This window comes from Streptomyces cavernae, assembly GCF_004023625.1.
In the GTDB taxonomy this organism is placed as follows: Bacteria; Actinomycetota; Actinomycetes; order Streptomycetales; family Streptomycetaceae; genus Streptomyces; species Streptomyces cavernae.
In genome coordinates this window covers 349,032-369,544 of sequence record NZ_RPDJ01000006.1, presented here as the reverse complement: position 1 = coordinate 369,544, position 20,513 = coordinate 349,032, and the positions used below count along the sequence as shown (strand labels likewise).

Annotated in this window: 16 protein-coding genes and 1 pseudogene; 7 read left to right on the top strand and 10 right to left on the bottom strand. The window is 70.4% G+C overall.

Going from position 1 to position 20,513, the window contains the following annotated elements:
- Positions 1–8: 8 nt before the first annotated feature.
- Both EF387_RS18190 and EF387_RS18185 read right to left on the bottom strand, forming a co-directional pair.
- The gene (locus EF387_RS18190; RefSeq protein WP_128377596.1) at positions 9–512 is read right to left on the bottom strand and encodes an ABA4-like family protein; all 504 of its coding nucleotides are present in this window, start codon (positions 510–512) and stop codon (positions 9–11) included.
- Positions 509–1,426 carry a hypothetical protein gene (locus tag EF387_RS18185; RefSeq protein WP_128377666.1) on the bottom strand — a complete coding sequence of 306 codons (918 nt, stop codon included), beginning with the start codon at positions 1,424–1,426 and terminating at the stop codon, positions 509–511. The genes EF387_RS18190 and EF387_RS18185 overlap by 4 nt, the downstream gene beginning before the upstream one ends.
- 264 nt (positions 1,427–1,690) lie before the next feature.
- On the opposite strand from EF387_RS18185, the gene EF387_RS18180 reads away from it, so the two are divergent.
- The gene (locus tag EF387_RS18180; protein ID WP_128377595.1) at positions 1,691–2,350 is read left to right on the top strand and encodes a MerR family transcriptional regulator; all 660 of its coding nucleotides are present in this window, start codon (positions 1,691–1,693) and stop codon (positions 2,348–2,350) included.
- Positions 2,351–2,608: 258 nt separating this feature from the next.
- On the opposite strand, the pseudogene EF387_RS18170 reads toward EF387_RS18180, so the two are convergent.
- Positions 2,609–2,956 (bottom strand): annotated as a pseudogene (locus tag EF387_RS18170) (pectate lyase family protein); the annotation flags it as partial.
- A gap of 68 nt (positions 2,957–3,024) precedes the next feature.
- Entirely contained in the window at positions 3,025–4,788 is a 1,764-nt protein-coding gene (gene aspS / locus EF387_RS18165) for an aspartate--tRNA ligase (RefSeq protein WP_128377593.1), read from the bottom strand.
- A gap of 677 nt (positions 4,789–5,465) precedes the next feature.
- Between aspS and EF387_RS18160 the strand changes: the two genes are divergently transcribed.
- Positions 5,466–7,643 (top strand): ATP-binding SpoIIE family protein phosphatase, encoded by a 2,178-nt coding sequence (locus tag EF387_RS18160; protein ID WP_128377592.1) that lies wholly within the window; start codon positions 5,466–5,468, stop codon positions 7,641–7,643.
- A 132-nt stretch (positions 7,644–7,775) separates the two neighbouring features.
- Here the strand turns inward: EF387_RS18160 and EF387_RS18155 are convergent, their stop codons facing one another.
- A complete protein-coding gene (locus EF387_RS18155; RefSeq protein ID WP_128377591.1) occupies positions 7,776–8,753 on the bottom strand; it encodes a pirin family protein in 978 nt (325 codons plus the stop codon).
- Between the two features lie 877 nt (positions 8,754–9,630).
- Positions 9,631–10,119 (bottom strand): SseB family protein, encoded by a 489-nt coding sequence (locus tag EF387_RS18150; RefSeq protein ID WP_128377590.1) that lies wholly within the window; start codon positions 10,117–10,119, stop codon positions 9,631–9,633.
- A gap of 212 nt (positions 10,120–10,331) precedes the next feature.
- On the opposite strand from EF387_RS18150, the gene EF387_RS18145 reads away from it, so the two are divergent.
- The 3 genes from EF387_RS18145 to EF387_RS18135 all read left to right on the top strand — a co-directional run bounded on the left by EF387_RS18145 (position 10,332) and on the right by EF387_RS18135 (position 13,892).
- On the top strand, positions 10,332–12,158 hold the full coding sequence (locus EF387_RS18145; RefSeq protein WP_128377589.1) for an acyl-CoA dehydrogenase: 1,827 nt from the start codon (positions 10,332–10,334) through the stop codon (positions 12,156–12,158).
- Between the two features lie 94 nt (positions 12,159–12,252).
- Positions 12,253–13,545: a M18 family aminopeptidase gene (locus tag EF387_RS18140; RefSeq protein WP_128377588.1), complete on the top strand. Its 1,293-nt coding sequence runs from the start codon at positions 12,253–12,255 to the stop codon at positions 13,543–13,545.
- A 101-nt stretch (positions 13,546–13,646) separates the two neighbouring features.
- The gene (locus EF387_RS18135) at positions 13,647–13,892 is read left to right on the top strand and encodes a DUF6458 family protein (protein WP_128377587.1); all 246 of its coding nucleotides are present in this window, start codon (positions 13,647–13,649) and stop codon (positions 13,890–13,892) included.
- Between the two features lie 35 nt (positions 13,893–13,927).
- Here EF387_RS18135 and EF387_RS18130 read toward each other — a convergent pair whose 3' ends face one another.
- Positions 13,928–15,772 carry an NHL domain-containing thioredoxin family protein gene (locus EF387_RS18130; protein WP_128377586.1) on the bottom strand — a complete coding sequence of 615 codons (1,845 nt, stop codon included), beginning with the start codon at positions 15,770–15,772 and terminating at the stop codon, positions 13,928–13,930.
- A gap of 29 nt (positions 15,773–15,801) precedes the next feature.
- Positions 15,802–16,194: a cupin domain-containing protein gene (locus tag EF387_RS18125; protein ID WP_128377585.1), complete on the bottom strand. Its 393-nt coding sequence runs from the start codon at positions 16,192–16,194 to the stop codon at positions 15,802–15,804.
- A gap of 51 nt (positions 16,195–16,245) precedes the next feature.
- On the opposite strand from EF387_RS18125, the gene EF387_RS18120 reads away from it, so the two are divergent.
- The gene (locus EF387_RS18120) at positions 16,246–17,253 is read left to right on the top strand and encodes a helix-turn-helix domain-containing protein (protein WP_128377584.1); all 1,008 of its coding nucleotides are present in this window, start codon (positions 16,246–16,248) and stop codon (positions 17,251–17,253) included.
- 106 nt (positions 17,254–17,359) lie between these two features.
- Here EF387_RS18120 and EF387_RS18115 read toward each other — a convergent pair whose 3' ends face one another.
- Positions 17,360–18,163 carry a carbon-nitrogen family hydrolase gene (locus EF387_RS18115; RefSeq protein ID WP_128377583.1) on the bottom strand — a complete coding sequence of 268 codons (804 nt, stop codon included), beginning with the start codon at positions 18,161–18,163 and terminating at the stop codon, positions 17,360–17,362.
- A gap of 145 nt (positions 18,164–18,308) precedes the next feature.
- Between EF387_RS18115 and EF387_RS18110 the strand changes: the two genes are divergently transcribed.
- The gene (locus tag EF387_RS18110; RefSeq protein WP_128377582.1) at positions 18,309–19,133 is read left to right on the top strand and encodes a maleylpyruvate isomerase family mycothiol-dependent enzyme; all 825 of its coding nucleotides are present in this window, start codon (positions 18,309–18,311) and stop codon (positions 19,131–19,133) included.
- Positions 19,134–19,310: 177 nt separating this feature from the next.
- Here the strand turns inward: EF387_RS18110 and EF387_RS46710 are convergent, their stop codons facing one another.
- Complete coding sequence (locus EF387_RS46710; RefSeq protein ID WP_155589770.1) at positions 19,311–20,147, bottom strand: hypothetical protein; 837 nt, start codon at positions 20,145–20,147, stop codon at positions 19,311–19,313.
- Between the last annotated feature and the right edge of the window lie 366 nt (positions 20,148–20,513).

Genomic DNA, 20,513 nt, shown 5'->3' with positions numbered 1-20,513 from the left:
CCAGGGAGTCAGTCGACCGCCCGTCCGGCAGACGCGCCCGGCACCGAACCCCGGGTGCCGGCCACGACCGACTGTCCCGTGCCGTCGCGGGTCGAACGCCGTGATGTCGCCGTGCGCAGCGCCAGGAACAGCAGCAGTCCGAACGGCGACAGCAGGATCGTGAACACCAGCAGTGGCCCCATCAGCAGGGCGGATATCCCCAGCCGTCTGGCCTCCCGGTACATCCACTGCCCGATCAGCAGGTCCCAGGCGATGACCTGCGCCCAGACGGCTCCCGCGCCGTCCGGGTGTGCCGTCAGCTCGCGGAAGGTGTCGATGTCCGGGCTGCTGACCGCGGTCCAGAGTTCGGGGAACACCGGGACGGCGAGAGCGACATAGACCAGCAGCACGGGCACCACCGTCAGCGGCGACCCGGCGATGCGGCCGGTCGGGCCCCACGCCGGGGCGAAGATCATGAGCAGCCAGACCGGTGCGGCCAGCCAGAAGGAGAGCTCGAAGAGGAACCCGGTCATGACACGGGCTCCTTCGCAGCGGTCGCGTCGGCGGCGGCGGTTGCCTCAGCCGCACGGCGAGTCGCCGTCCGCAGGGATGCGTACGTGCCGAGAACGGTGGCCGCCAGGATCAGGCCGGCCGCCCCCAGAGTCGCACCGTCCGGTTGGAGCAGAGCCTGACCCCGCAGCGCCTGCCAGAGCACCAGGGCGAAGGTGGCGGCGTACGTACCCGAGGCGAGCAGCACCAGGCGCAGCCGCACCCGTTCGTCGGCGAGGCGGGCGAAGCGTGGTGCGAGGGCGGTCAGCACCATGACCAGCAGCGGGAGGAGCTGAAGCGCGTGCATGCCGACGAAGTGCGGGATCCTCAGGTCGCCGCCGGTCGTCGACCAGCCCGTCAGCGGCATCGAGGGACCGCCGTCGGGCACGCCCACGCTGTGCGCGCCGACCACGTCGGAAGCGCCGCGCTGCTGCCCCGGCGCGGGCTGCGTCATCAGGAATCCGACGGCGGCCCCGACCAGCGCCAGGATGATGCCGGAGCGTATCGCCCAGGCGGACGCACGGTCGGCGATACGGGTGCGGAGCAGCAGCACGGCGACGGCGAGCGTGCCGAGCCACAGGATGACGACCGTGACGCCCATCGCGGTGAACAGTGCCTCGTCGAAGGGGGTTTCACGGTTGAAGTGGCTGCGCTTCCCGCGAGCCACCTGCCCGATGATGATCACCATCTCGACCAGGCTCGCCACCGCGACGACCGTCCCCGTCCACCAGCCCACGCGTCGGCCGCGTCGGAGCAGTGACAGCATCCAGGCCAGAGACAGGCAGTACGCCACGAATGACACCGCGAACTTGAAGGGTTTGAACCAGATCGGCGCACCCACCAGGACGCGATCGTCGACGACCAGCCCCACGCCGGAACCCACCGCCGTGACCGCCATCGCCACCGCGAACAGCACCAGCGGTCGATGCCATGACCGCCATGGGGCCGCATGCGACCACGACGACGGAGACCATGCAGACCACGCGGACCACGCAGAGCGTGGAGACGATGAAGACGGGCGCGTTGACGACACAGCTATCCCCCTGAGCCAATTAGATAGTGGCGCTATCCGCTATCTGATAGTGCCACTATCTATGATGGGCGGCAGGTCGGCAAGGGCCGACGCGGACGGGCAGGGCGTAGGTCGAGGAGTGAACCGACGGTGCGTATCGGAGAGTTGAGCCGCCGAACCGGGGTGCCGGTGCCGACGATCAAGTACTACGTCCGTGAGGGCCTGCTGCCTCCTGGCGAGCTGACCAGCCCGAATCAGGCGACGTACGACGAGAAGCACGAGCGTCGGCTGCGACTGATCCGGACCCTGCTCGATGTGGGCGGCCTGAAGGTGGCCGAGATCTCGGAGGTACTGGCGGCCATCGATGATCCGGAGCGCTCGCTGCACAAAGTGTTCGGCGCCACCGCGGAGGGCTTCGGCACCGCACACAGCGAGCACGACGACGCCGAGTCGGTGGCCGCGCACGCCGTCGTCGCCGATCTCGTCTCCCGGCGCGGCTGGCGGGCGCATGCGTCGGACCCCGCCGCCGCCGACCTGTCGAAGGCCCTTGCCGCCCTGGATCGACTGGGCCACGGGGCGTTCGTCGACGTGCTCGACGCCTACGCGGACGCCGCCGAGCAGGTCGCCCGCGCCGACCTCGAGTACGTGGACCGGCAGGTGGTGGTCGAGGACATGGTGGAGGCCGTGGCGATCGGCACCGTTCTGGGCGAGGCGGTGTTCAGCGCGTTGCGCCGACTGGCCCATGTGGACGCCTCGGCGAAGCTGTACGGCGCGGACGGGCCGCCAGGAGGTGACTGTCCCCGGACCTGACCCGGGGAGGGTGAACCGACAGCACCGGAACCGGCCCGCACCGGCGGCACGGCTCCACCGGCCCCACCGGCCCCACGGGACACATCGGCCCACCGGCCCCACCGGACGCATCGGCGCCACCGGCCCCACGGGACACATCGGCGCCACCGGCCCCAACGGACACATCGGCGCCACCGGCCCCACCCGCGGCCACGGGCCCGCGCCTGCACCAGGGCGGTGGGGCCGACGGCGGTGGGGCCAGGGCCGGTAGGGCCGGCGTTACTTGACGGTGCCCACCGCGGTCAGCACCCCGGCGCCCGTCGTGGACGCCAGTTCCGTGGCCAGGTTCTTCGCCGACGTCTGGAGTCCGGCGGTGAGCGCCGGCTTCCAATTGACCGTCGTCTTCGGCTTCTTGCAGTTCGCGGCGTTGTACGCGGCGACGAGGTCGGTCGTCGTCCCGTTGCCGAGGTTGCCGCCGCCCGCGACCGAGCCCGTGCCGTCACCGCTCAGCAGCTTCGCCGCCTTCGCGCCGGACGGCAGCTTCCACGCGTTGTGCTCGGCGACGACCTGGGCCTTGGCGCGCGAGTCGATGCTGTACTTGGGCGCGTACCCGTTGAGCATCGTGGAAAGGGTGCCCGGGAACGTCGTCTCCCGGGCACCCTGCGTGCGAGAAGCGGACGGCAGGCGCCAGGCCCCTACTTGGGCTGCGGCTTCCGCACCGTCAGGTGCAGCTCACGCAGCCGCGCCTCGTCCAGCTCCGTCGGTGCGCCCATCATCAGGTCCTGGGCGTTGCCGTTGAGCGGGAACGCGATGGTCTCGCGGATGTTGGGCTCGTCGGCCAGCAGCATCACGATGCGGTCCACACCCGGCGCGATACCGCCGTGCGGCGGGGCGCCGAAGCGGAAGGCGCGCAGCATGCCGGCGAACTCGCGCTCCACCGTCTCGTTGTCGTAGCCCGCGATCTCGAAGGCCTTGAGCATGATGTCCGGCTCGTGGTTACGGATGGCGCCGGAGGACAGCTCGACGCCGTTGCAGACGATGTCGTACTGCCAGGCCAGGATGTCCAGCGGGTCCTGGGTCTGGAGCGCCTCCATACCGCCCTGCGGCATCGAGAACGGGTTGTGCGAGAAGTCGATCTTCCCGGTGTCCTCGTCCTTCTCGTACATCGGGAAGTCGACGATCCAGCAGAACCGGAAGACGCCCTCCTCGAAGTGCCCGGCCCGCTTTGCGGCCTCGACGCGCACCGCGCCCATGATCTTGGAAACCTCGTCGAACTCGCCCGCGCCGAAGAACACGGCGTGCCCGGAGGCCAGCGAAAGCCGCTTGGTCAGCTCGGCGACGTTCTCCTCGGTGAGGAACTTGGCGATGGGACCGCTGAGGGAGCCGTCCTCGCCGACCCGTACCCAGGCGAGGCCCTTGGCGCCCTGCTCGACGGCGTACTCGCCGAGCTGGTCGAAGAACTTGCGGGGCTGACCGGAGACGTCCGGCACCGGCAGGGCGCGCACGTGCTTGCCCGCGAACGCCTTGAACTCCGAGTCGGCGAAGATGTCGGTGATGTCCACCAGCTCCAGCTGGGCCCTGAGGTCCGGCTTGTCGGAGCCGTACTTCAGCATCGCCTCGCGGAACGGGATCCGCGGGAACGGCGAGGTGACGTGCCGGCCGCCGCCGAACTCCTCGAAGATCTCCGTCATCAGCTGCTCGATCGGCTGGAAGACGTCCTCCTGCTCGACGAAGGACATCTCCACGTCGAGCTGGTAGAACTCGCCCGGCGAACGGTCCGCGCGCGCGTCCTCGTCACGGAAACAGGGCGCGATCTGGAAGTAGCGGTCGAAGCCGGAGATCATCAGCAGCTGCTTGAACTGCTGCGGGGCCTGCGGCAGGGCGTAGAACCTGCCCGCGTGCAGCCGGGAGGGCACGACGAAGTCACGCGCTCCCTCGGGGGAGGTGGCAGTGAGGATCGGCGTCGCCATCTCGTTGAAGCCCAGCGCGGCCATCTTGTGACGAATGGCCGAGATGACCGCCGTGCGCAGCATGATGTTGCGGTGCATGCGCTCGCGGCGCAGGTCCAGGAAGCGGTACTCCAGGCGCCGCTCCTCGTTCACCCCGTCCTCGGTGTTGATCGTGAACGGCAGCGGGGCGGCGGCGCCGAGCAGTTCCACCTCGCCGACCTCGACCTCGACCTCGCCGGTGGGCAGGTCCGGGTTCACGTTCTCGGTTCCACGTGAAACAACCTTGCCGTCTACACGGACCGTGGACTCCTTGGAGACCTTGTCCAGCGCCTCGTAGGCGTCCGTGCCGGGACGGGCGACGAGCTGCGTGATGCCGTAGTGGTCGCGCAGATCGATGAAGAGGATGCCGCCCAGGTCGCGCCGATTGTGCAGCCAGCCGCTCAGCCGGACGTCGGTGCCGACGTCAGAGGCGCGGAGCTCGCCGCAGGTGTGGGACCTGTACCGATGCATCGTCGTTCATCCAGTCTTCGCGAATGGGGGTCCGCCCGGGGAGGCTCGCCATCCCGGGCTTTCCGGGCCGTCCCCGGAGGTGTCCGGGCCGACGCCCGGATTTCCCAAGGGTACCGGCCGCCTCAAGATCGCCGCCCGCAATAGTCACGGGGACGCCGCCGCGGGGGACGGGGGCGGACCTTTCCCGGGCCGGACGGAAGCTTTCCGGCCGGGGACGGGCTTCCAGAGCAGGGACGGAAGCAGCTTCCCGGGCCAGGACGGACTTCCAGAGCAGGGACAGAAGCAGCTTCCCAGGCCAGGACGGACTTCCAGAGCAGGGACAGAAGCAGCTTCCCAGGCCAGGACGGACTTCCAGAGCAGGGACAGAAGCAGCTTCCCAGGCCAGGACGGACTTCCAGAGCAGGGACAGAAGCAGCTTCCCGGGCCAGGACGGACTTCCAGAGCAGGGACAGAAGCAGCTTCCCGGGCCAGGACGGACTTCCAGGGATGGGGAGACCTTCCCGGGCTGGGGAGACCTTCCCGGGCTGGAGCGGATTTTCCGGGCCAGAGCGGACTTCCGGGGCCGGGGCGGATTCCCCGTCCCTTCCGCCCCCGCGGCCCCCTCGCCTCCCCATTCACCGAAAAGTGCGCACCCTCCTCACTGGCATCCACAGACTCCCTCTCCATAAAGTGGGGCAATGCGCACCGAGGATCCCGCCCAGGTCAAGGACGGCCTCCTGCCGCCGGCGCGGGAAGTTCTGGCGGCTCTGGCCACCGGACTGTGGAGCTGGGACAACGCCGCCGGAACCGTGACCGTCGACGCCGAGGCGGCCCGGCTGCTCGGGTTTCCCGCCCGCCCGGCGACCCTGCGCGAGTCGGTGGTCCGCGCCCGCTTCCACCCCGTCGACTGGAACGAGATCGACGGCATAGTGCGCCTCGCCGTCAGCGAGGGCACCCTCGCCGAGGCCCGGATGCGGATCATGAACGAGCACGGCCGGGTGGTCCGTATCGTGCGCAGCCGCTCCAAGCCCACCGTGGACCCGGCCACCGGTGACTACGCGCTCGTGGGCTCGCTCCAGGAGGTCAGCGAGCCCGCACCGGGCACGGCCGCCCGCACCCCGGTCACCGGCGACTGGCGGCGCTCGCGGGAGGCGTTCCTGCTGGACGCGGGGCGCGCGCTGGCCGAGGCACGGTCCACCGCGGAGGTGCTGCGGGTCGCCGCGGGCCTGTCGATGCCGGGCTTCTCACCGGACGGCCTCGCGGTCTTCGGCGCACAGGGCGACCGGCTGACGATCATCGGTCAGCACGGTCAGGAACACGGCGCCGAGAACCCGTACGTGGCCATGCCGCTGGACACCGACTACCCGGCCGCCGAGGTCGTCCGCACCGGGCGGGCCGTCTATCTCTCCTCGCCGGAGCAGTACCGGTCCCGCTTTCCCGCCGCCTGGCCGCTCGCCGCCCCCTTCGGCCGGCACTCCTGGGCGTTCCTGCCGCTGGTGGTCGCCGGTCGCACCATCGGCGCGTGGATGGCGGGCTTCTCGTATCCCGTCTCGTTCACCCCCGACGAACGGTCCGTGCTGACCACGGTGGCCCGGATGCTGGCCCAGGCCCTCTCCCGGGCCGGCGCGGCCGAGTCCGAGCGGGAACTCGCGGACGGGCTCCAGCGGTCGATGATGCCGCTGCTCGGCCCGGGCATTCCGGGCATGAACGTGGCGGCGCGCTATGTGCCGACCGGCGGCGGACTCCAGGTCGGCGGCGACTGGTACGACATGATCCCGCTGCCCGGAGGCACTTCCCGGGCGAAGTCCGGCGGAGGCCGCTTCGCGCTGGTCATCGGCGACGTCCAGGGGCATGACGTACGGGCGGCCTCCCTGATGGGCCAGCTCCGGATCGCCCTGCGCGCCTACGCCTCCGAGGGCCACCGCCCCGACGCCGTGCTCTCCCGAGCGTCCCGCTTCCTGTACGGGGTCACGGACTCGGTCACGTCCGACGGCACGAGCATGGACCACCGCTTCGCGACCTGCCTCTACGTGGAGGTGGACCCGGCGACCGGAGTCCTCGACATCGCCCGCGCCGGTCACCCCGACCCCGCGATACGCATGTCCGACGGCACCGTACTGACCCGGCCCACGGCCGGCGGGCTGCCGCTGGGCATCGACCCGGACGCGGACTACCCGACCACCCGGCTCGTCCTGGAAGCCGGCGAGACCATGCTCATCTGCACCGACGGTCTCATCGAGACCGGCGGTCACGACCTCGACACCGGCTGGCAGCGGATCCGCACGATCCTGGAGAACCACGACACCAACAACGACGGCGGTCTGGAGGGCCTGGCCGACGCCCTGGTCGGGGCCGTGCACGGGCCCACCTCCCACTACACGACCGGCCCGCTGGTGGACCGCCGCGAGGACGACATCGCGGTCCTGCTGCTGTCCCGCCCGGAACCGGGCCACGAGGACGCGGCCACCGTTCGGTCACCGCTGCGCCGCACCATGCTGACCATCGGCCAGTCCGAGCCCGAGCGGGTCGCGGGCGCCCGGCAGCAGCTGCGCGAACTCCTGCACGACTGGGGCAACGACGACCAGGTCGACTCCGCCGTGCTGCTGCTGTCCGAGATGCTGACGAACGTCCTGGTCCACACGGACGGGGACGCGCTGCTGGTGGCAGAGGTGACGCCCGACCGCGTCGGACACGGCCGCCGGATGCGCGTGGAGGTCACCGACGCCAGCGACGACCTCCCCCACAAGCGCCACCCCGGCGAACTGGCCTCCTCCGGCCGCGGCCTGGTCCTCATGGAACTCCTGGCGGACAACTGGGGGGTGGATCCGCGCGGCGAGGGCAAGAGCATCTGGTTCGAACTCGCGGAGCCGGGCTGACGGGCTGACGGGCTGACAGGGAGGTTCGTCCGCACCCAGCACTCGCCCCCCGGCCCCTCCCCACACCGGCACAGGGCGAGGCCCCGCCCGGAAGATCCGGACGGGGCCCGAGGTACCCACGGAGCGGGCGGGTCAGGACTGCGGACCCGACGGGGTCATCCCGTGCACCGCCGGGATCGTCCCCAGCCGGCCCTTCTGGAAGTCCTCGAAGGCCTGCTGGAGTTCGGCCTTGGTGTTCATCACGAACGGGCCGTAGTGCGCCATGGGCTCACGGATCGGCTGCCCGCCCAGGAGCACGACCTCCAGGTCCGGCGTGTGCGAGTCCTGCTTCTCGTCCGCGCGGACGGTCAGCGACGAACCGGAGCCGAAGACCGCGGTCTGCCCCATGTGGACGGGCCGGCGCTCCGCGCCCACCGTGCCACGCCCGGCGAGGACGTACGCCAGACCGTTGAAGTCCTCACGCCACGGGAGCGTGAGCTCGGCGCCGGGGGCCAGCGTCGCGTGGATCATCGTGATCGGCGTGTGCGTGATGCCGGGACCCTCGTGGCCGTCCAGCTCACCGGCGATGACGCGCAGGAGCGCGCCGCCGTCGGGTGTGGTGAGCAGCTGGACCTGGCCGCCTCGGATGTCCTGGTAGCGCGGCGCCATCATCTTGTCCTTGGCCGGCAGGTTCACCCACAGCTGGAGACCGTGGAAGAGTCCGCCGGACATGACCAGCGACTCCGGCGGCGCCTCGATGTGCAGGAGGCCCGAGCCCGCCGTCATCCACTGGGTGTCGCCGTTGGTGATCGTGCCGCCACCGCCCTGGGAGTCCTGGTGGTCGAAGATCCCGTCGATGATGTAGGTGACGGTCTCGAAGCCACGGTGCGGGTGCCAGGGGGTCCCCTTCGGCTCTCCGGGCGCGTACTCCACCTCGCCCATCTGGTCCATCATGATGAACGGGTCCAGATAGCGGTAGTTGATCCCGGCGAACGCACGGCGCACCGGGAAGCCCTCGCCCTCGAACCCGCTCGGCGCGGTGGTGACGGCGAGCACGGGACGCGCCACCGCGTCCGCCGGCGCGATCACCCGCGGCAGGGTCAGTGGGTTCTCGACGGTGACTGCAGGCATGTCGGTACCTCCTTGTGCTCCGAGTTTAGTTGACGATTGAACTTTCTGCTACCCGGAACACGAAACGCCCGGAGCTCATTCCCTCCGGGAGTCCCGGGTGGCAGGCGGCACTTGCGGCGGTGCGCAGGCCCAACTACCGGAACCGGCACCGCCCGTGCCGGCGCGGGCCACGACCGTGCGACGGCGGGACAACCACGACCGCACGACGACACTCGACCGCACGCCGGACCGCCTCGGCCGGGCGCACTGGGCGGCGCCCCACCCGACGCAATGGGCGACGGCGCGTCAGCGGCGGGGTGTGTGGGGCGGCAGCGGTACGTCGGCCGCGACTGAACGGCGTACGTCGGCGTCGCGACTGGACTGCGGCGCGGGGGGCCGCGTTTGGGCGCCGGGCCATCGGACGCCCTGGGCGACGGCGGCACGCCGACCGCGGCGGGGCGGGGCGGGGCGGGGCGGGGCGGGCAGGGCGGCGGCGTCGGCCGCAAACTGCACGTCTGTGCCCGGGCCGCGCCGGGCCGCCTCAGCCGGACGGCGAGGCGGCGTCCGCGTCAGCCGTAACGGGGCGGCAGAGCGGTGGCCTCGGCCGGGGCGGCAGAGCCGCTGCTCGCGGCGGCGTCAGCCGTACGGCGCGGCGGCGGCCGGCGGCTGTAGCAGCCGGCAAGGCGGCAGCCTCCGACCGGCGGCAGCACATCCGGCGGCCGTAGCGGGCCGGCAAGGCGCCGGCCTCGGCCCGGCGGCGGCACGCCGGGCGCGCCGAAGGCGGCCATATCGGGCGCACAGATCGGCGGCGTCGGCTGTGACTGAGCGGCGCGCGGGCCGGGCGGCGCGGTGGCGGCCGTGGCGCGACTACGGCCTCCGCGCGGCTACGACGGCCGCGTCAGCCGTACATGCGGCGCATCGCGAACTCCACCATCTGCTCGACTGCCTTCGCATCGAACACCATCCGGTGCTCGCCCTCCATGTCGAGGACGAAGCCGTAGCCGGTCGGAAGGAGGTCGATCACCTCGGCGCCGGTGATGACGAAGTACTTGGACTCCTTGCCCGCGTACCGCCTGAGTTCCTTGAGCGAGCTGAACATGGGGATGACGGGCTGCTGGGTGTTGTGCAGCGCCAGGAACCCGGGATTGTCCCCGCGCGGGCAGTACACCTTCGAGGTGGCGAAGATCTGCTGAAAGTCCTCGGCGGACAACGACCCCGTGGTGAACGCGCGCACCGCGTCCGCGAGGGACGGGGGCGACGGCTCCGGGTAGAGCGGCGGCTGCTGACCGTACCCTCCGCCCATCTGCTGCGACTGCGCGTACTGCTGGTGCTGCTGATGCTGCTGCCCCTGGGCCGCACCGCCTGCGTGCTGGTCGTAGCCGTACATGCGCGCAAGCGTACCGACAGGACCGGGGCGACGCGGCCACACGGGCGAGGTAGACCCTCGTCACACTTGGCCGGTTAGGGGTTGTTTTTTATTACCCACGGGTAGCATCATCGGAGCTACTTGCTGGTACTGACTGGAACTTTTTTGTGTACGAGGCCCTGGGGTCCCACAGGAACCCACCGGCCTCCCTGATCCCTTACGGAGTCGTCGCCATGGGGCACTACAAGTCGAATCTCCGCGACATCGAGTTCAACCTCTTCGAGGTGCTCGGGCGCGACAAGCTCTACGGCACGGGCCCGTTCGCGGAGACGGACGCGGACACCGCCAAGAGCATCCTCGAGGAACTCACCCGACTTTCGGAGAACGAACTGGCGGAGTCCTTCGCGGACGCCGACCGCAACCCCCCGGTGTTCGACCCCGAGACCAACACCGCACCGGTACCGGAGTCGTTCAAGAAGTCCTACAAGGCCTTCATGGACTCCGAGTACTGGCGCCTCGGCCTGCCCGAGGAGATCGGCGGCACCACCGCGCCGCCCACGCTGATCTGGTCGTTCGCGGAGCTGATCCTGGGCGCCAACCCGGCGATCTGGATGTACTCCTCCGGCCCGGCCTTCGCCCGCATCCTCTTCGAGGAGGGCACCGAGGCCCAGAAGAAGATCGCCGAGATCGCGGTCGAGAAGCGGTGGGGTTCCACCATGGTGCTCACCGAGCCCGACGCCGGTTCGGACGTCGGCGCCGGCCGCACCAAGGCGATCCAGCAGGAGGACGGCTCCTGGCACATCGAGGGCGTGAAGCGCTTCATCACCTCCGGTGAGCACGACATGGAGGAGAACATCCTCCACTACGTCCTCGCCCGCCCCGAGGGTGCCGGTCCGGGCACCAAGGGCCTGTCCCTCTTCCTCGTCCCGAAGCACCTCTTCGACTTCGAGACCGGCGAGCTGGGCGAGCGCAACGGCGTCTACGCCACCAACGTCGAGCACAAGATGGGCCTGAAGGCCTCCAACACCTGCGAGATGACCTTCGGCGACCGCCACCCCGCCAAGGGCTGGCTGATCGGCGACAAGCACGACGGCATCCGCCAGATGTTCCGCATCATCGAGTTCGCCCGCATGATGGTCGGCACGAAGGCGATCTCCACGCTCTCGACGGGCTACCTGAACGCCCTCGAGTACGCCAAGGAGCGCGTCCAGGGCACCGACCTGGCGAACTTCATGGACAAGGCCGCGCCCAAGGTCACCATCACCCACCACCCCGACGTGCGCCGTTCTCTGATGACGCAGAAGGCGTACGCGGAGGGCATGCGCTCCCTCGTCCTCCACACCGCCGCCGTCCAGGACGAGATCGCGGTCAAGGAGGCGGCCGGTGAGGACGCGTCCGAGCTGCACGCGCTGAACGACCTGCTCCTGCCGATCGTCAAGGGCTACGGCTCCGAGAAGGGCTACGAGCAGCTCGCCCAGTCGCTGCAGACCTTCGGCGGCTCCGGCTTCCTTCAGGAGTACCCGATCGAGCAGTACATCCGCGACGCCAAGATTGACACCCTCTACGAGGGCACGACCGCGATCCAGGGCCAGGACTTCTTCTTCCGGAAGATCGTCCGCAACCAGGGCACCGCGCTGAACTCGCTCGCCGAGGAGATCAAGAAGTTCCTGGCGCTCGGCACGGGCGGCGAGGAGCTGGCCGGCGCCCGCGACCACCTCGCCAAGGCCGCCGTGGAGCTGGAGGCCATCGTCGGCCTGATGCTCACCGACCTCGCGGCCACCGAGCAGGACGTCAAGAACATCTACAAGGTGGGTCTGAACACGACCCGTCTGCTGCTGGCCTCCGGTGACGTGGTCGTCGGCTATCTGCTGCTGAAGGGCGCCGCGGTCGCCGCGGAGAAGCTGCCGACCGCCTCCGCCAAGGACAAGGCGTTCTACACCGGCAAGATCGCGGCCGCGAAGTTCTTCGCCGCCAACGTCCTGCCGGGCGTGACCGGCGCGCGCAAGCTCGCCGAGGGCGTCGACCTGGACCTGATGGAGCTGGACGAGGCCGCGTTCTAGTACCGGTCGTACCGGTCCGCACATTCGAGCGCCTGTGCGAGGGCCCGCTCCCGGCCACCGGGAGCGGGCCCTCGCACGTCGTTAAGGTGAACACATGCGCACACCCCCACGCTTCGATCGCGGTCACACCGACGATCTGATGACGTTCCTGGCGGCGAGCCCGTCGCCGTACCACGCCGTGGCCAACACCGCCGAGCGCCTCGAGAAGGCCGGCTTCCGGCAGGTCGTGGAGACCGACGCCTGGGACAACGGCAGCGGGGGCCGGTACGTCCTGCGCGGCGGCGCGATCGTGGCCTGGTACGTGCCCGAGGGAGCGGAGCCCCACACCCCGTTCCGGATCATCGGCGCACACACCGACTCCCCCAACCTGCGCGTCAAGCCCCTGCCCGACAACGGTGCGCACGGCTGGCGGCAGGTCGCCGTGGAGATCTACGGCGGACCCCTGCTCAACTCCTGGCTCGACCGCGACCTGGGCCTGGCCGGTCGGCTGTCCCTGCGCGACGGCACCACACGCCTCGTCAACGTCGACCGGGCGCTGCTACGGGTGCCCCAGCTCGCCATCCACCTCGACCGCTCGGTGACCGCCGAGGGCCTCAAGCTCGACAAGCAGCGCCATCTGCAGCCCGTGTGGGGGCTCGGCGAACCGCGCGAGGGCGAGCTGATCCGGTTCCTGGAGGCGGAGGCCCAGCTCGCCGAGGGCGACGTCGTCGGCTGGGACCTGATGGTGCACTCCATCGAACCGCCGTCCTACCTCGGACGCGACAAGGAACTCCTCGCGGGCCCGCGCATGGACAACCTGCTGTCCGTGCACGCCGGCACCGCCGCGCTCACCGCCGTCGCCGGCGCGGGCAAACTGGGTTACGTCCCCGTCCTCGCGGCCTTCGACCACGAGGAGAACGGCTCGATGTCGGACACGGGCGCGGACGGGCCGCTGCTCGGCAGCGTGCTGGAACGGTCCGTCTACGCCCGCGGCGGCTCCTACGAGGACAAGGCACGCGCCTTCGCCGGGACCGTCTGCCTCTCCTCCGACACCGGTCACGCCGTGCACCCCAACTACGCGGAGCGCCACGACCCCACGCACCACCCGCGCGTCAACGCCGGACCGATCCTCAAGGTCAACGTCAACAACCGCTACGCCACGGACGGTTCGGGGCGCGCGGTGTGGGTCGCCGCCTGCGAGAAGGCCGGTGTCCCCTTCCAGTCCTTCGTCTCCAACAACTCGATGCCGTGCGGCACCACGATCGGCCCGATCACCGCGGCCCGGCACGGCATCCGGACCGTGGACGTCGGCACGGCCATCCTCTCCATGCACAGCGCCCGCGAACTGTGCGGCGCGGACGACCCGTTCCTGCTGGCCAATGCGCTGACGGCCTTTCTGGAGGGCTGACGCCGCGTCAACTCGAAGCTCCCGCATGGCTCCGCGCAGCCGGGGTACCCGGGGTTGCGGCCGAACAGCAACCGTAGAGACGGGACAGGGAGGCGAGAGCCATGGGCCTGGGCGGGTGCATCATCCTGATCGCTGTGGGTGCCATTCTCACGTTCGCGACCGACTGGGACATGCAGGGAGTCAACCTCGATCTGGTTGGGGTCATCTTCATGGCCGTCGGACTGATCGGAGTGGCGACCTTCACCAGCATCGCCAAGAGGCGGAGGGTCGTCGTGCCGCAAACGCCGGTGGTCTCGGCCGACGAGCCCCGTCACCGGGGCCCCGGTGACGGGTACGGCGGATACTGAGCCAGGGCCTCAGAGCAACGAACAAGGGGGACCGGTCACTCGGCGTCCATGCCGGCCAGCACGAGCGGCAGCCGGTCGGCGCCCGACCCCGTGACCCGGATCGGAACACCCCAGTCCTGCTGGTGGACGTGGCAGGCCGGGTACTCGTTGGTGCCCGCGGCGGAGCCGCTGCCGGATGCGGTGTCGTCGCAGGAGGCCGCCATCGCGGAGACGTGCAGCACTCCCTCCGTGATGCCGGGATCGAGGGTGAGGGTGCGTCCGAGGTCCGTGCCCGCGCCCTCGCCTTCCACCAGCAGCTCCGGTGGGGTCGAGGAGACCAGCAGCCGGGTGGAGGGGCCGTACCGCTCGTCGAGCTTCTGCCCCGGCGGCGCTTGGAAGATCACGTCCAGCCGGAGCCGTCCGGGCGCCACTTCGGTGGCCGCCCTGCGGGTGCGGTGGGCCACGGGGTCGACCCGCAGCGCCTCCTCCGGCAGCCGCAGCCGGGTCAGCCGGTGCCGCGCCGACTCCACGACGACCAGATCACCGCCGACGAGCACCGCGTCGCTGGGCTCCCGAAGATCGGTGGCCAGCGTGGTGACCTCACCGGTCGCCGGGTCGTAGCGCCGCAGGGCGTGGTTGTAGGTGTCACTGACCGCCACGGACCCGTCGGGCAGCGCGGTCACGCCCAAAGGATGCTGGAACAGGGCCTGATCGGCGGCCCCGTCACGGTGCCCGAAGTCGAACAGCCCGGTACCGACGGCGGTGTGCACGACGCCGTCCCTGTCCACCCACCTGAGCGCACTGGTCTCCGAGTCCGCCAGCCACAGCCGGTCCTCGGTGGCGGCCAGCCCGGACGGCTGAGCGAACCAGGCCTCGGCACCGGGCCCGTCGACCAGCCCTTCGTTGGTCGTCCCGGCCGCGACGGCGACGGTCCCCTCGGCGGGGTCGTACGTCCACAGCTGGTGGACGCCGGCCATGGCCATCCACACCCGGCCGCCGAACAGGGCCACGTCCCACGGCGAGGACAGATCGATCTCGCCCGCCGGACCGGACGTCGGGGACCCCTGCCACCACTGCTTCCCGGTACCGGCGAGCGTCGTGACCTCACCGGTGGCGAGATCGAGCCGACGCAGTGCGTGATTGACGGTGTCGGCCACGACGACCGTGCCCTCGTCCAGCAGCGCCAGGCCCTGCGGCTCGTTGAAACCGGCGCTCGTGGCACCGCCGTCCGCGAAGCCTCGCGTGCCGGACCCGATCCGCCGCACGACCGTCTCCCCGTCCGCCCCCAGTTCCACCAGCTGATGCCGCGTGGTGTCACTGACCAGCAGATTCCCATTGGGCAGGGCCAGCACCTTCCCGGGGAAGCGCAGCACGGTCGGCTCAGGCTCCGGCGGCACGTACGGCCCGTCACCCCTGCGCAGGGTCCCCTTGGCCGCATGCTCGGCCTCCAGCTCGGTGACCAGCCGCTCAATGGCGTGCACATGCCCCTCACCGGCGTGCTGGGCCACGACGTACCCCTCGGGGTCGATCACGACGAGCGTCGGCCAGGCCCGCACCGCGTACTGCTTCCAGGTGGCGAGCTCGGGGTCGTCGAGGACCGGATGTTCGACGCCGTACCGCTCGACGGCGTCGACCACGGCCTGGTGCTCGGCCTCGTGCACGAACTTGGGCGAGTGCACCCCTACGACGACGACCGTGTCCCGGTGCTTCTCCTCCAGCTCACGCAACTCGTCGAGGACGTGCAGACAGTTCACGCAGCAGAAGGTCCAGAAGTCCAGGACGACAATGCGTCCCCGCAGGTCGGCGAGGGTGTACTGGTGCTCACCCGTGTTCAGCCAGCCACCCTTGCCGATCAGCTCGGGGGCACGGACACGGACGCGACGGGGTGCGGAGTCTGTCATGTGTCCAGGGTGCCAGGAGGGACGAGCACTCAGGTCAGCCTGTGGCCCGTGGTGGCGTCCACGTGGGACGGGACCGCGTCGTGGCGGTCGCCGACCGTGAGGGTGCCGGTGGGTTCGAAGAGGAGGATCGATGCGCCCTCCGGGGAGACCGGCTTGTGCTCGGTACCGCGTGGGACGGTGAAGACCGCGCCCTTGGGAAGGGTGACCGTGCGTTCGCCGCCGGGCTCGCGCAGGACGATCCGCAACTCCCCGGCCAGGACCAGGAAGAACTCGTCGGTGTCGTCGTGCACGTGCCAGATGTGCTCGCCCTCGACCTTCGCGACACGGACGTCGTAGTCGTTGACGGCGGTGACGATGCGCGGGCTCCACAGCTCGTCGAAGGAGGCGAGGGCTTCGTCCAGGGAGATGGGTTCCGGTGTCATGAGGTCATCGTCCGGGGTACGGCCCCTTGCCACGAGTGCTAGAAATCGCTCATGCCGCAAGGATCCTCTCAGCAGGGGCCGACGAAGCCGCACCGAGCGAAGACGCACCGGGTCCTCGTGATCGTTGACGAGTCCACCAACCCCTTCGAAGTGGGGGTCGCGACTGAACTGTTCGGGTTGCCGCGGCCCGAACTGGACCTGCCAGGACCGCTGTACGAGCTCACCCTGTGCACGCCCGCCCCCGACGTCCGGATGAACCACGGCTTCTTCGTGATGACCGGGGCACCCGGGCTCGAGGCCGTCGAGGACGCGGACACCCTGATCGTGCCCGGCCGCCCCGACAACGTCGTACCCCGGGCCCCCGCCGTCCTCGACGCCGTCCGGTACGCCCACGCCCGCGGCACCCGGATCGTCAGCTTCTGCACCGGCAGCTTCGCGCTCGCGGAGGCCGGGCTGCTCGACGGACGCCGGGCCACTACTCATTGGCGCTGGGTCGACGAATTCCGTTCCCTGCATCCGAAGGTGCTGCTGGAACCCGACGTCCTCTACGTCGACGAGGGCGAGATCCTCACGGCGGCGGGCAGCGCTGCGGCGCTCGACCTCGGGCTGTATCTGATCCGCCGCGACCACGGCGCGGAGATCGCCAACTCGGTGTCCCGCCGGCTGGTCTTCGCCGCCCACCGCGACGGCGGTCAGCGGCAGTTCGTGGAACGCCCGGTGCCCGACGTGCCGGACGAGTCGCTGGCCCCGCTGCTGGCGTGGGCCCAGGAGCGGCTGGGGGAACCGCTCACCGTCGCGGACCTCGCCTCCCGCGCCGCAGTCTCGCCCGCCACCCTCCACCGCCGTTTCCGCGCCCAGCTCGGCACGACGCCGCTGGCGTGGCTGACCGGTGAGAGGGTGGCACTCGCGTGCCGGCTCATCGAACGCGGCGAGACCCGCCTGGACGTGGTGGCCCAACGCTGCGGCCTGGGCACCGCCGCCAACCTCCGGAACCGCCTACGCCGGGAGACAGGCCTCACCCCGTCGTCCTACCGCCGCCGCTTCGGCCTCCCGGCGTGACCGCGCCCCTGGGCTGTCAGGTGCAGGCCGACAGGGGCGGCCTGTGCGTACCGACAGGGGCTCGGGGAACCTCGCAAGCCGCCCTGCCCTCAACCCCCGCACGGGCTCACCGCCGAGGCGGTGCCGTGAGTCCCAGCATGCGGTCCTTCAGCGCGGGGAACTGCTCCCGGGTCTTCGCGACCCGCCCGGGGTCGAACTCCACCGTGAGCACCTCTTCGCCGGCCCCGGCCTCCGCCAGGACCTCGCCCCACGGGTCCACCACGATCGAGTGACCCGCCTGCGGGACCCGTGCGTGCGTCCCGGCCGTGCCGCAGGCGAGGACGTACGCCTGGTTCTCCACCGCCCGCGCCCGGGCCAGCAGCGTCCAGTGCGCCAGCCGGCGCTCCGGCCAGCCCGCCGGGATGACCAGCGTCTCGGCCCCCACGTCGACCAGGCCCCGGAAGAGCTCCGGGAAGCGCAGGTCGTAGCAGGTGGCGAGGCCCAGCGTGGTCTCGGGCAGACGGGTGGTGACCAGTTCGGCCCCGGCCCCCATCAGCACGGCCTCGCCCTTGTCGAAGCCGAAGCGGTGGATCTTGCGGTAGGCCGCGGCCAGTTCGCCGGAGGGGGAGAAGACGAGAGAGGTGTTGTAGAGCGGGCCCTCGGGGTCCCGCTCCGGGATGGACCCGGCGTGCAGCCACGCTCCCGCGTCGCTCGCCGCCTTGGCCATCACCTCGTACGTGACTCCCTCGAGCGGTTCGGCCTCCGCGGCGAACGACTCGTATGCGAACGCACCGGTCGTCCAGAGCTCGGGAAGAACGACCAGATCCGCGCCCTCCCGGCCCGCCTCACGGACCAAGGAAGCAACACGTTGCCTGCGGTTTTCGACCGATTCGTCATCGGTTACGCCGATCTGGATGAGCGAGGCGCGCACACTACCACCGTCCTGGCATTCGAGATGCGAATACGGGCTCTACGATCGTCACACGAAAGCACTGCCGGTGTGCCTCTCAGCAGCGTAACTTAGCGTTCCAAGACACCCATCTGCCCGCGTACCGACCGCCCGAGGGGTCCCGTTCGTGAGTCTGCATCCCAGTCTTCAGTCCTACGCCGACGCCTGGACCCACTCCATCGAAGCGATAACCGAGCTGGTGTCACCCCTCGTCGAGGGTGAGTGGAACCGGCGCACTCCCTGCCCGGCCTGGTCGGTGCGCGACGTCGTGTCGCATGTCATCGGCATGGAGTGCGAGATGCTCGGCGACCCGCGGCCCATCCACACCCTGCCGCGCGACCTGTTCCACGTCACGAACGAACATCAGCGCTATATGGAGATGCAGGTCGACGTCCGGCGCCATCACACCGCGCCGGAGATGACCGCCGAGCTGGAGTACACGATCATCCGGCGGATGCGTCAGCTGCGCAACGAGTCGCGGGAGCCGGACGCCAAGGTCCGCGGGCCCCTCGGCCGCGAGGAGACCCTCGAAGGGGCCATGCGCAGGCGTGCCTTCGACGTGTGGGTGCACGAGCAGGACCTGCGGACCGCGCTCGCTCAACCGGGGAACCTGGACTCGCCGGGCGCGTATGTCGTCCGGGACGCGCTCCTGGAGGCCCTGCCGAAGGTGGTCGCGAAGGACGCGGGTGCTTCGCCGAACTCGGCGGTCGTGGTGGACGTGCACGGCCCGGTCGAGTTCCTGCGAACGGTGCGGGTTGACGCCGAGGGCCGCGGCTCGATCGACGGTGCGCCGTCCCTCGGCCCAGCGGCCGCCCTGAACCTCGACTGGGAGACGTACGTCCGCCTGGCCTGCGGCCGGGTGACGCCCGAGGGGGCGGCGGACCGCATCAAGACGGAGGGCGATCCGGCGCTGACGTCGGCGATCCTGAACTCGTTCGCGGTCACGCCGTAGTCGCTGTGCGCCGTGCGCCGCGAACCAACGAACCGAAGAACCGTAGAACCGAAGAACCGAAGAACCAACGCAACCGACTACGTGCGCCGTAACCAGCTGTCGGTGAGGCCGTGACGAACGAAGCGGTGGCCCGGGGGGTGAGCCCCCGGGGTGGCCGTCCAGCCGCCGTACGCCCGCTCAGTGGTTGTCGGTGATCGTCGTGGCGATCCCATTGCTGATCTTCACCTCGGCGTCGAAGCCCTTCTTCGCGGCGGCCTCGAGCTGCGCCTCGGTGCACTGCTCGGCGGCCTGCCCCTCGGCGTCCCCGCAGATGTCGCCGGCGCCCCAGATCTTGGTGTCCTCGGCGACGAAGAACGCCTGCTCCACGCCCTTCTGGTCGGAGACCGTGTACTTGCCCGGCGCCAGGTAGGACACCGCGCCGAACCAGGTGCCGTTCACGCCCTTGCCCTTGTTGATGCCCTCCAGGGTCGTGTCGCCGGAGCCGGAACCGGAGGAGCCGGAGCCGGAAGAGCCGGAGCCGGAAGAGCCGGAGCCGGAGGAGCCGGAGCCGGAGGAGCCGGATCCCTGGGAGGCCCGGCGCTCGAAGATCTTCGTCGCGACCCCGTCCTTCATCGTCACGTCCGCACCCACGGCACCCTTCTTGGTGGCCGACTCCAGCTGGTCCAGCGTGCACGGCGCGTCGACCTTGGAAGGCGCCTCTCCGCATATGGTGCCCACGCCGTAGACCTCGGTGTCGTCGGCGACCCAGAACTGCTGATCGCTCTTGCCCGGAACGGACACGATGTACTTGCCCGGAGCGAGGTAGGTGACCTTGCCTCCGCTGAACGTGCCGCTGACGCCCTTGGACTTGGAGGTCTTGGAGTCCGCCGCGTTGTTCGCGACCGGGGCCGAGTCGCTTCCGCCCTTGCCGGACGACGAGTTGCCGGTCGCGGAGTCGTTCTGGCAAGCGGTCATCAGCAGGCCGGCGGTGATCGCGGCGGTGACGACGACGGCCTTGCGCAGGTGGCGGTTCATAACGGGAGGTTCCTTCCGATGTGGGGACCAGCGGGATGTCGGCGGCTTTTCCGCCGCGTTCCCGCCACTTGATGACTATGAGGGCTCGACGAGCCCTCAGGTCACACCCGTCCTCGCTTCAGGACATCGCCGTCGCACGGCTGTGACACAGCAACATTTCCGCTGCTCAGCCACGTTCCCCGAGGAGCCGCCTTGCACCGCACGGAAGAAGCGCGAACCACCGGGCGGGGGAATGCGCCCTGCACCCACGAAAGAAGCGCCAACCACGGGGCCGGGAAAGCGCCCTGCACCGCACGGCGACAGCGCCTTCCACCGGGCAAGCGCCCTGCACCGCACGGCAACAGCGCCTTCCACCAGGCATGCGCC

Bases quoted from the DNA above. Each gene is read 5' to 3' on its own strand.
- EF387_RS18190 (WP_128377596.1), bottom strand. From the start codon at position 512: ATGACCGGGTTCCTCTTCGAGCTCTCCTTCTGGCTGGCCGCACCGGTC.
- EF387_RS18185 (WP_128377666.1), bottom strand. From the start codon at position 1,426: ATGGCGGTCACGGCGGTGGGTTCCGGCGTGGGGCTGGTCGTCGACGAT.
- aspS (WP_128377593.1), bottom strand. From the start codon at position 4,788: ATGCATCGGTACAGGTCCCACACCTGCGGCGAGCTCCGCGCCTCTGAC.
- EF387_RS18160 (WP_128377592.1), top strand. From the start codon at position 5,466: ATGCGCACCGAGGATCCCGCCCAGGTCAAGGACGGCCTCCTGCCGCCG.
- EF387_RS18155 (WP_128377591.1), bottom strand. From the start codon at position 8,753: ATGCCTGCAGTCACCGTCGAGAACCCACTGACCCTGCCGCGGGTGATC.
- EF387_RS18150 (WP_128377590.1), bottom strand. From the start codon at position 10,119: ATGTACGGCTACGACCAGCACGCAGGCGGTGCGGCCCAGGGGCAGCAG.
- EF387_RS18145 (WP_128377589.1), top strand. From the start codon at position 10,332: ATGGGGCACTACAAGTCGAATCTCCGCGACATCGAGTTCAACCTCTTC.
- EF387_RS18140 (WP_128377588.1), top strand. From the start codon at position 12,253: ATGCGCACACCCCCACGCTTCGATCGCGGTCACACCGACGATCTGATG.
- EF387_RS18135 (WP_128377587.1), top strand. From the start codon at position 13,647: ATGGGCCTGGGCGGGTGCATCATCCTGATCGCTGTGGGTGCCATTCTC.
- EF387_RS18130 (WP_128377586.1), bottom strand. From the start codon at position 15,772: ATGACAGACTCCGCACCCCGTCGCGTCCGTGTCCGTGCCCCCGAGCTG.
- EF387_RS18125 (WP_128377585.1), bottom strand. From the start codon at position 16,194: ATGACACCGGAACCCATCTCCCTGGACGAAGCCCTCGCCTCCTTCGAC.
- EF387_RS18120 (WP_128377584.1), top strand. From the start codon at position 16,246: ATGCCGCAAGGATCCTCTCAGCAGGGGCCGACGAAGCCGCACCGAGCG.
- EF387_RS46710 (WP_155589770.1), bottom strand. From the start codon at position 20,147: ATGAACCGCCACCTGCGCAAGGCCGTCGTCGTCACCGCCGCGATCACC.